The 9,711-nt window shown below is 29.5% G+C and carries 12 protein-coding genes and 1 riboswitch; of the genes, 6 read left to right on the top strand and 6 right to left on the bottom strand.

From position 1 onward, the window contains the following. Nucleotides 1–62: 62 nt before the first annotated feature. A riboswitch (M-box (ykoK) riboswitch) is annotated at nt 63–225 on the bottom strand. A gap of 35 nt (nt 226–260) precedes the next feature. Beyond that, a complete protein-coding gene (locus Q5O44_RS01020) occupies nt 261–1,169 on the bottom strand; it encodes a cation diffusion facilitator family transporter (RefSeq protein ID WP_022166524.1) in 909 nt (302 codons plus the stop codon). A gap of 339 nt (nt 1,170–1,508) precedes the next feature. Between Q5O44_RS01020 and Q5O44_RS01015 the strand changes: the two genes are divergently transcribed. From Q5O44_RS01015 to Q5O44_RS00995, 5 genes are all read left to right on the top strand, one after another. Continuing rightward, nucleotides 1,509–2,048: a biotin transporter BioY gene (locus tag Q5O44_RS01015; RefSeq protein ID WP_022166523.1), complete on the top strand. Its 540-nt coding sequence runs from the start codon at nt 1,509–1,511 to the stop codon at nt 2,046–2,048. 18 nt (nt 2,049–2,066) lie between these two features. Then, nucleotides 2,067–3,056, top strand: coding sequence for a biotin--[acetyl-CoA-carboxylase] ligase (locus Q5O44_RS01010; protein WP_022166522.1), 990 nt, complete (start codon nt 2,067–2,069; stop codon nt 3,054–3,056). A 157-nt stretch (nt 3,057–3,213) separates the two neighbouring features. After that, on the top strand, nt 3,214–3,417 hold the full coding sequence (locus tag Q5O44_RS01005; RefSeq protein WP_022166521.1) for a hypothetical protein: 204 nt from the start codon (nt 3,214–3,216) through the stop codon (nt 3,415–3,417). Further along, nucleotides 3,404–3,682 carry a multicopper oxidase gene (locus tag Q5O44_RS01000; protein WP_022166520.1) on the top strand — a complete coding sequence of 93 codons (279 nt, stop codon included), beginning with the start codon at nt 3,404–3,406 and terminating at the stop codon, nt 3,680–3,682. The genes Q5O44_RS01005 and Q5O44_RS01000 overlap by 14 nt, the downstream gene beginning before the upstream one ends. A gap of 105 nt (nt 3,683–3,787) precedes the next feature. Beyond that, on the top strand, nt 3,788–4,177 hold the full coding sequence (locus Q5O44_RS00995; RefSeq protein ID WP_022166519.1) for a hypothetical protein: 390 nt from the start codon (nt 3,788–3,790) through the stop codon (nt 4,175–4,177). 64 nt (nt 4,178–4,241) lie between these two features. Here the strand turns inward: Q5O44_RS00995 and Q5O44_RS00990 are convergent, their stop codons facing one another. The 4 genes from Q5O44_RS00990 to Q5O44_RS00975 all read right to left on the bottom strand — a co-directional run bounded on the left by Q5O44_RS00990 (nt 4,242) and on the right by Q5O44_RS00975 (nt 6,973). Next, nucleotides 4,242–4,868, bottom strand: coding sequence for a DUF4004 family protein (locus Q5O44_RS00990; RefSeq protein ID WP_022166518.1), 627 nt, complete (start codon nt 4,866–4,868; stop codon nt 4,242–4,244). A gap of 34 nt (nt 4,869–4,902) precedes the next feature. Beyond that, nucleotides 4,903–5,622: a polymer-forming cytoskeletal protein gene (locus Q5O44_RS00985; protein ID WP_022166517.1), complete on the bottom strand. Its 720-nt coding sequence runs from the start codon at nt 5,620–5,622 to the stop codon at nt 4,903–4,905. 121 nt (nt 5,623–5,743) lie between these two features. Continuing rightward, a complete protein-coding gene (locus tag Q5O44_RS00980) occupies nt 5,744–5,971 on the bottom strand; it encodes a hypothetical protein (RefSeq protein ID WP_022166516.1) in 228 nt (75 codons plus the stop codon). A gap of 135 nt (nt 5,972–6,106) precedes the next feature. Then, nucleotides 6,107–6,973, bottom strand: a complete 867-nt coding sequence (locus Q5O44_RS00975; protein WP_022166515.1) for an SDR family oxidoreductase — start codon at nt 6,971–6,973, stop codon at nt 6,107–6,109. Between the two features lie 135 nt (nt 6,974–7,108). Here Q5O44_RS00975 and Q5O44_RS00970 point away from each other — a divergent pair, with 135 nt between their 5' ends. After that, nucleotides 7,109–8,077 (top strand): alpha/beta hydrolase, encoded by a 969-nt coding sequence (locus tag Q5O44_RS00970; protein WP_022166514.1) that lies wholly within the window; start codon nt 7,109–7,111, stop codon nt 8,075–8,077. 40 nt (nt 8,078–8,117) lie between these two features. Here the strand turns inward: Q5O44_RS00970 and Q5O44_RS00965 are convergent, their stop codons facing one another. Next, entirely contained in the window at nt 8,118–9,569 is a 1,452-nt protein-coding gene (locus tag Q5O44_RS00965; protein WP_022166513.1) for an alpha-amylase, read from the bottom strand. Nucleotides 9,570–9,711 lie beyond the last annotated feature (142 nt).

The raw sequence follows: 9,711 nt of genomic DNA, 5'->3' as shown, positions 1-9,711 counted from the left end.
CTCACTTAAGCTAAAAAGTCTTATAATCCATAATAATAAAAGTTCTATTCTTACTAAGCATTATATAGCTTAATTTGTAGAGCTTTAGCACTATAGAGCTTTGACTTTTCGTCAGCTACATTAAAAATTACCTTGGCGATAATTCTTGTTAACCCATTGGAATCTCTCGATTTTTCTGGGTAGCAGCATGTATCTTTATAGGAGCCTCACCTAACAAAATTAATTTTTCTTTTTCTACATTCATATTATGCCTATAAAAATTAAATGTCAATGCTTTTATTATCTTTATAAGGATTTACATGTACCATACAATGCTTTATCATAGGTATCTTTTTTTCTACTTCATCATGTATCTTTTCAGCTATGTCATGTGCATCCTCAAGACTTTGCTTACCATATGCTGATATTTCAATATCAGCATAAATTCTTGAGCCAAAAACTCTTGTTTTTAATGAATCTAACTGTATAACGCCTTCTTGTTCTAATATTACATCCTTAATCTTATTTATAGTTTCATCATCGCAAGAAGCATCAATAAGTTTATATATAGAGTCTTTAAATATATCATATGCTACTTTTATTATTAATAAACATATTATAATAGATGCTATGGGATCAAGTATTGGAAATTTTATTCTTGCACCTAATATTCCTATAAAACTTCCTACTGAAGATAATGCATCTGATCTATGATGCCATGCATCAGCCTTCAGTGCTCCTGAATTTATTTTTATGGCTGCTGCTCTTGTATACCAATACATCCATTCCTTTACAACTATTGAAATAACAGCAGCAATTAAAGCTAAGCTTCCTGGTGCTGCAAGATTTCCTTCTATACCAGCAATTATCTTATTAATTCCACTTAAACCAATTCCTATTCCTGTAGCTAAAAGTATTGCTGCTAAAATTATCGCTGCTATACATTCAAATCTCTCATGTCCATATTGGTGCTTTTCATCACTTTCTTTATGAGCTATATTGAAACCTATAATAACTATAATTGTACTAAATACATCAGATGCTGAATGGACTCCATCAGAAATCATAGCTCCAGAACCAGCAATTATCCCTGCAGCAACTTTACCTATAGATAATATTGTATTAATTATCATACTTACTACCGAAACTCTCATTGCAATACTCTTATGATCTTTTGCCTTATTATCCATTAATTTTCCTCCAATCTTTATTTTAAATAAAAAAAGATAATGACTTTTCCACTTAGGAAATCATTATCCCGCAAATACTTTAAATTTGCTGTTCATATGAACCTGGTAATATATCTTATTACCTGATAAAATGTATTATTTTTTCCCCTTTTTTGATAATTTATATTTAATTTCATTCTATTCAACTTCTATATTAAAGTTACTAAAAATAAAAAAATACTTAATTGTTAACTAAAATAATTATTTTGATTGACAAACTATTTTGTTAAATATATACTTTTAAATGTATTTTATTTACATTTATTGAAACTATTAACTTGTGTAAAAGGGGGAAATTTTATGATTATTCAAACTAAAACTAATACAAGAGATTTAACAAAAATCACTTTACTTATTGCTCTATTATGTATTTCTTCATACATAATTATTCCATTACCATTTTCACTAGCCAGCATTACAGCTCAAACTATTATTATTAATCTATTAGCATTTTTACTTAAACCTAAACAAGCTTTTACTGTAGTTGGTGTATATCTTTTACTAGGATTAATTGGTATACCTGTATTTTCTGGTGGAACTGGCGGTCCTGGTAGATTATTCGGTCCAACAGGTGGCTATCTTTTTGGCTATCTAGCTGCTGCAACCATTATATCTTATCTCAAAGGAAATTCTTTTAAGACCATAAAATGCTTATTGTTATCCATATTAGTTGGCATGCCTATTATTTATTTTTTAGGTGCATCCTATATGAAGCTTTTAACTGATATGGATCTTAAAACAACAATAGCTACTGCAGTGATTCCTTTTATTCCTCTTGATATTTTTAAATGCTTTTTTGCTACATTCATTGCAAAAGCTTTAAATAAATTTATATATTAAAAACTTCTGGAGGATGAAATGTCTATAAAAAGCAATATTTTAAAAGAACTAGAAAAAAATAAAGATAAATTAATTTCTGGCAGCAAGCTAGCTAAAAACTTAAATGTCTCTCGAACATCAATATGGAAATATATTGAGGAATTACGTGAAGAGGGTTATGAAATTAAAGCCATTCCCAATAAAGGTTATTCACTTTCAAGTAAAAATGATTTAATTTCCGCAGAAGGAATTTCTAACTACTTAAAAGAAAATCATATGTCTATATCTATTCATACTTTTAAAAGTGTTACTTCTACCAATGAAATCGCCAAACAATTAGCGCTAGAAGGGGCACCTCATGGAACAGTTGTCATTGCAGAAGAGCAAACAGCCGGCAAGGGAAGAATGGGCAGAAGCTTTTATTCCCCATCAAAGAGTGGAATTTACATGAGTATAATTTTAAGACCTAATCTCAAGGTGTGTGATTCAGTATTAGTTACTACAGCTGCTTCTGTAGCAATTTGTAAAGCCATTGAAAACATTACTAATATAAAGGCCCAAATCAAGTGGATTAATGATATAGTAATTAATTATAAAAAAGTATGTGGAATATTAACGGAAGCTGTCACTGACTTTGAAACAGGTAATATTCAGCATATTATCATTGGTATTGGTATAAATTTCACCACTGAAAAAGATTCTTTTCCTTTAGAAATTCAACCTATAGCAACTTCACTTTTTAATAAAGAAAATTGTAATACTACTCGAAACCATTTATGTGCTGAAATAATTAATGAAATACTTTTTATGATAAATGAAATTAAAAATTATAATTTTATTAATGAATATAAAGCAAGAAGCATCATTCTAAATGAAAAGATAAGTTTTACAAAAAATGGTGCAACCAATTTTGGAACTGCCATTGATATAAATGATGATGGATCTCTAGTTGTAGCAAAGGATAACGGAGAAACTGTAATTTTAAACACTGGTGAAATAAGTATTAGGAGGATTGCTAATACTTATTGAGCTTAAAAACAAAGTATTAAATTATAAAATTCTTAAATAATAAAGCTCTGCAAAAAAGTAGAGCTTTATTATTTATTTCCATCCCTTTTAATATAACTTATGTAAATATTATGAATACTATATAATTATAAAATTTAATTTATGGAGGTTAATTAAAATGATAATACATTATGTTTTATTGGCTACTGATGGATATGTATATTTACCACAGTCACCAGATCCATGTTCCGACTTAAAAAAGAAATTATATGTTTTCGGCTTTGTAGGAGGCCTTTTCAAAGTTACTAATGGAAATAAAACTGAATATATTAATAATAAATTAGATTGGACAAATCCTGATAATTGTAATGCTTCTTTCTGATATTGATTCAAAATGGCATGATACTGTAGAAGCACAAAAAACTTACTATGCTCCAGACTTTAAACCTGATTTTTGGTTAGTCAATGGCCGAGCATACCCTGATACTTTAAAACCACATCCTCTTACAATAACCAGTCCTAATGCAAATACTAATCTTACTCAATTAAACTATGAATCTTACGTTCATATTAAAACTAATGATAAAGTACTTTTTAGAATGATTAATATGGGATATGCAGCTGTTCCTTGGCATATTCACGGATGACATTTCCAAGTAATAGGTAAAGATGCCTCTCCTAGTCCATTCCTGGCAATTTCCGAAAGCCTTATGAATATGAATATGAACATGGGTATGTGTAACTCTTCCTATATGGAACATAAATTACTTGAAAGTGGCTTTACTGCTAATATTGCATCAGGTGAAACCTATGATTTATTAATTACTACAACAGATAAAAGAAGTGAATATTTAAATTATATAAAAAAAGGGCAAAATGGACTTTCTTCACTTTGTAAGCAAGTTTATGAACTTACTCAAATAGATTCAAACTCCATTGCTAATATTCCTACCAATCCAATTGGACAATGCCCTAATTTAAATACAACTAATATTTTAGAAATCTGTAATGATAAAAATAACTCTTACTTCTTTCCTCAATTTTATCCTATGCATAATCATGACGATTATAAAGTTACTAATCAAGGTGTATATCCTGGTGGACAACTTACTTTAATTCAAACTGACGCACCTACTAAATAAATACTTCTTACAAAATAAGTGTTGAATAAAAATAACATTTTATTCAACACTATGTTGCTTATTATTATCCTTGTGAAATCCTCTTTATTTCGTCCATTATTTTTCCTAAATCTATTTCTAAAATAGCTTTTGCTTCATCATCTACAATAATTTCTTCTTTTTCTTTATTTAATACCACAAAGGACACACCATATTTTCTTTTAACGGAAAGTATATAATCATCTGATCCTAATCTTTCATATACTTCTTTTATTTTTAAAGATATTTTTTTCATTTCATCCATACTTAAAAAACCGCTATCAATCATTTCTTTAAAAACCATTAAAGCTAACAAAGACTTCTCATCATATTTTTCATTACTTCCCATAAACTCCTCAAACAAATTCACAATAGATGAAGAAACAATATTTTTATCTATTATATAAGTTTTATTTATTAATATATCCTTTATATTTTTTGAAAACTTATAGGCTAATTCATCTAAAGATATTCCATCTTTACATTCCAAAATAGTTTGAACTCTTTCTATTATTTTTTTTCTCGGGAAAAATGTCTCCTGCCCTGTAGAAACACTTTTCTTTATAAACCATTCTTCTGGAATTAATTTTTTTCTTTTCCATCTGTATAACTGACCATAGGAAATACTCATTTCATTTAATAGATCTTTTTTTGATATTAATTCATCTTGCATAATTATCACCTTCTACTGGCACCTTTTCTTTAAGTTATTTAATAGAAACAAACTCTTCAACTTTACTTTTCTTGTCTATTTCTATACTGCCAGTATATTCTACCATTTTTATTCTGCAATTTTCTCCTATTTTTATATTATGTCCTCTTACTAAATCACATTTTACATTTTCAAGCTCAATAGTATCTCCTTCAATAAGTTCACAATTTAACCCTTTTCCAGAATTAAATCTAATAATTCCAAATAAAATAACATTATTTCTATCTTTAATAGTTATTTCTGAACCACCTATTTCTTTAATATATCCACTTGGGCCATTTAGATAAATCTTATCTCCAGATAATAATCCCTTTATGTTTGCACTACCACTTATGGTAACTTCAGTACCCTCACAATTACCCTCTACTGAAACACTTCCTGAAACACGTATGCTTTCTCCAATAGCATTCCCTGCAATTTTACTGCTTCCACTTATAACTACATCATTTCCTTTAAGATTACCTTGAAATTTTGCACTTCCACTAATCTTTAAGAACTCCTTCACTTCTACATCTTTATAAAAGCTAGAACTACCACTTACTTTTAAATTATTAGCTTTAATCTCCCCCTTACAGCTAACTGAACCTGAAATTTTAATATCATTACAATCCACATCACCTAAAATACCTCCTGACCCTGATATCTTTATATCATTGTAAACCCCTGATGAAATGCTGCCTGAGCCTGATATTTTCATATCTGATTTATTTTCCATAATTACCTCCTGTGTAACATTGTTACGTTATATTTGAAAAAAATTTCTTTTATTACTTTTATTTCCTGTTAATTTCATTTTAGCGTAACATTGTTACATTGTAAAGTGCTTTATTTTTTATTTATAAAAAAGTGCTATAAACATTTTTATGGCACTCTCTCCCTCTGTTTGCATTATAAATATATATAACTTTAGAAATATCAGCTATAGCATCTGCTGCATACTCCACTCCATCACTTAAGAAAATAATTATATACGGATTATCCATAAATACAATTCCTTCATCATTAACAACCTCATCATAATTACCTACATTATGAGCCACCCTCTCTCCCTCTATATTTACCATCTTTCCTCCCTCCAACACATTCTTCAATATATTAATCACATTTATTTGTATTGAATTTTTATACTATTTTTACAATTAATTTATTTATTTTCATATAATAAAGGCTTTATATAAAACATATAAAGCCTTTCTAATCTATGAATTAACTATTTCTCCCCCATTAACATGTATAGTTTGCCCTGTTATATAAGAAGCTGCCTCTGACGCTAAAAATACATACGCTCCAGCACATTCAACTGGCTGACCCGCTCTACCCATCGGTGTATTATTACCAAACTGTGGTATTTTATCAGCGCTAAAACTAGAAGGTATAAGAGGAGTCCATATAGGTCCAGGCGCAACAGAATTCACCCTTATACCTGTCTTTCCTTTAGTCAAAGCCATTGATAAAGACCTTGTAAGGGTAAGAACAGCTCCTTTAGTCATAGAATAATCTATCAATGTCTCATTTCCATGAAAAGCAGTAACAGATGTGGTATTTATTATACATCCACCACTTTTTAAATATTTCATTGCTTCTCGTGTCATATAAAACGTTCCATACACATTAGTTTTCATAGTTTTATCAAATTGTTCATCTGTAAGCTGTTTGATATCTGTACATTCATATTGAACAGCTGCATTATTTACCAAAATATCAATTTTGCCATATTTTTTCATGACAAGTTCCATAACTTCTTTACAAAAATCTACTTGGGCTATATCTCCCTGTATAATAGTGCATTCTCCACCACCTGCTTCTATTATCTCTTTGGTTTCTTCTGCATCTCTTCTTTCATCATAATAAACTATTATAACTTTTGCACCTTGATGAAAATAAGCTATAGATACAGCTCTACCAATACCACTATCACCACCAGTGATTATAGCTACCTTATCTTTTAAAAGATCACCTTTTTTTATATATTTATCATCATAATAAATAGGCATAGGTGTCATTTCATATTCATTTCCCGGATGCTTTTCTTGATGCTGAAGGGGAAAAGCTTTTGGAAATTCCATCTTTATCACTCCTTTCACGATTATAACTTTTAGTATTCCCTTCCGTTAAACAAATAATTAATATAAACAAATTATTTTTGTATTTTTTTACCATTTATTTTATAATATATTCATACTTTTAGAGGAGGTTTTTAAATGAATTTTCAAACCAAAATAATAATTTTCATTTTAGGTTTAATTCTTTTTTCTATAGCTATATTAACAATAATCTGCAGCACATATTTCTTTTACGCTCTAACAAGAAAAGGGCTATCTAAGATGAAGAAAAAAATTTTAACTTTTAAGAACATTCCTTCAGCAGAAAGTTTTAAACCATTCATAGACCATAATTGGTTTAAAAACCATAACGCTTCACAACTTCATATAACATCTTATGACAACTTAAAACTTTCAGGCATTTTTGTAAGAAATGCTAAACCATCAAAAAATATCGTTATTCTCTCACACGGCTATACAGCTTCAGCTTCAGCAATGTTATGTTATACTTCATATTATTATAATAAAGGTTTTAATATACTTTCAGTGGATAATAGATGTCACGGAGAAAGTGAAGGAAAATACTTAGGCATGGGGTATTTAGATCATTTCGATATACTTAAATGGATAGATAAAAGCAAAGAGATCTTAGGCAACGATTGCAAAATAATCCTCCACGGCGTATCAATGGGAGCAGCAACAGTATGTATAACAGCTGGCGATAACCTTCCTAAAAACGTAAAATGCATCGTTTCCGATTGCGCTTATGATAGAATTGCTGTTGTATACAAACATGTAATAAAATCTTCAACAAAAATTTTAGCTACTCCAATAATCAAAGGAACTAGCTTAATCTGCAAACTATTGGCTGGATATTACTTTTCAGATGCTGCACCTATAAATTTCGTTAGCAAAACTCCTGTACCAATTCTTTATATCCACGGAGATAAAGACACCTTTGTACCTTCTTATATGGTTGATAATTTATTTAATGCAACTCCAACAGATAAACGAGATATTCTTTTAATAAAAGGGGCTGGTCACGGCGAATCCGTCATAATAGATAATCAATCATACTTTAATAAAATTGATAATTTTATAGACAAAATCTTATATATATCCCAATAAAAAAAAAAAAAAAAAAAAAAAAATTAATGAGGTATATTTTTTAACTATACCTCATTTTCTTCAGCACCCAGACAGAAATACTCTTATCACTAACATAAAACATTCCTATACCACTCTTATTTATTTTCACTTCTTCTTTCCTTCTTCCCATTATATCAACAAATACTCTTTTCTTAAACTTCTCTCCTATATACATCTCCTTATAACCATCACCATTATTAGATATAATTACAGCTATACCTGAATCCTTTAATTCATCAATCCCACCCCTAGTCCATCCAACTATATTACAATCATCAAAATATTCTTTTTCTTCCCCATATGCCAAATTCTTTCTTATATCCAACAGTTTCTTAAGTCCTTCTACCACTTCTTTATTACCACTTTTATCAGCATAATAATCATCATAAAAAATACAAGGATAACCTGCTTTTCTTAACAAAATAAGACCATAAGCTATTAATTTAAACCATTCAGCAACTGGCGACTCTAAAGACGCGCCTTTTTCTGTATCATGATTATCCACAAAAGTAACAGCTTTCACCTCATTTCGCTCTACCAATGTACCTTTAAATATATTTCTCATATCATAATTACAATTATGGGAAGCCTCATAAAAATTATAATGAAGAGGAACATCAAACAAGGACATAACTCCATCTGTTTTTTCAATATACCTTAGTAACACCTCTACATCACCATGCCAATATTCCCCTACAGAAAAAAGTTCCTTACCTGTATATCCCCTCATGCATTTTATCCATTTTTTATAAAACCCAGCACTTATATGCTTTATATCATCTAACCTCATACCATCAATTCCTGTAACGGATAAATACCATTTTCCCCATCTCTCAATTTCATTTAGAACATTTTCATTAGAGAAGTCTATATCACACCCCATTAAATAATCGTAATTTCCATTTTCATCATCAACATCCACACTCCAATCTTTACCCTTAAATTTATATATAGATTTTTTCTTAGAATATTCATCATAATCAACAGCAGTAAAACATCGATAATCCCATTTAAACTCAGAGTATTTGTTATCCCTACCAGCAAATTCAAAACCAGTCCAGCCACATATAATCTTTTCTTCATTTATAACTTTATTCCTATCATATTGCTGCACTTCTTGACAATTGATTTCTTCCGTAAAATCAGCACCCATCTTATGATTCAAAACTATATCTCCATAAACTTGAATATTATATGAATGAAGCTTTTCTATAGCTTGTATATATTCTTCCTTATTTCCATACTTAGTTTCTTTAGATCCTTTTTGATAAAATTCACCTAAATCATATAAATCATATACAGAATATCCTACATCATCACTGCCACCCATTCCTTTATACGCCGGCGGAAGCCATATTGCAGTTATTCCTATATCCGATAGTTTTTTTGCTTCATTATATATTCCATTCCACAACTTACAGCCACTAGGCAAAAAATATTTAAAATATTGCATCATCGTTCCATTAAACATAAAATACCACACTCTTAATTTTTAATACTTTATCTTAATCTTGGACAAATTATACATTTTTTAAACAAAACAAAAAAGGAACTTGAAAATTCAAGTTCCTTTTTTGGTGGCTTACCGGGGAATCGAACCCCGGACACCTTGA

The sequence above is a fragment of the Clostridium sp. CAG:221 genome, from assembly GCA_000435835.1.
Lineage (GTDB): Bacteria > Bacillota > Clostridia > Clostridiales > Clostridiaceae > Clostridium.
The sequence above is the reverse complement of the archived record's forward strand: the minus strand, read 5'-3'. Positions and strand labels throughout refer to the sequence as shown.